This window comes from Enterobacter sichuanensis (assembly GCF_002939185.1).
Taxonomy (GTDB): Bacteria; Pseudomonadota; Gammaproteobacteria; order Enterobacterales; family Enterobacteriaceae; genus Enterobacter; species Enterobacter sichuanensis.
The window spans coordinates 1-251 of record NZ_POVL01000193.1 but is presented as its reverse complement, the minus strand read 5'-3'; the positions used below and the strand labels follow the sequence as shown (position 1 = coordinate 251).

Below are 251 nucleotides of genomic sequence, written 5' to 3'. Positions count from 1 at the left end.
GCACTGGTGTTGCCCGCCCTGTCGGTGGCCGTCACGTGGAAGCGGTGCTCGCCTTCCGGCAGTTTCGCCACCGGCGAGAAGCTCCAGGTGCCGTCGGCTTTCGCCGTCACTTCGCCCAGCAGGCCGTTCTGATCGTAGATCTTCACGGTGCTGCCCGCTTCCGCCTTGCCGCTCAGGGTCGGGGTCGGATCGTCGGTGCTGCTGCCGTTAGACAGTGCGCCCTGCACGCTGCCCACGTCGTCCAGCGCCGC

The 251-nt window shown here is 68.5% G+C and carries 1 protein-coding gene; it reads right to left on the bottom strand.

Going from position 1 to position 251, the window contains the following annotated elements:
* On the bottom strand, positions 1-251 hold a 251-nt coding region (locus tag C5687_RS24480), incomplete at both ends, for an Ig-like domain-containing protein (protein ID WP_146086331.1).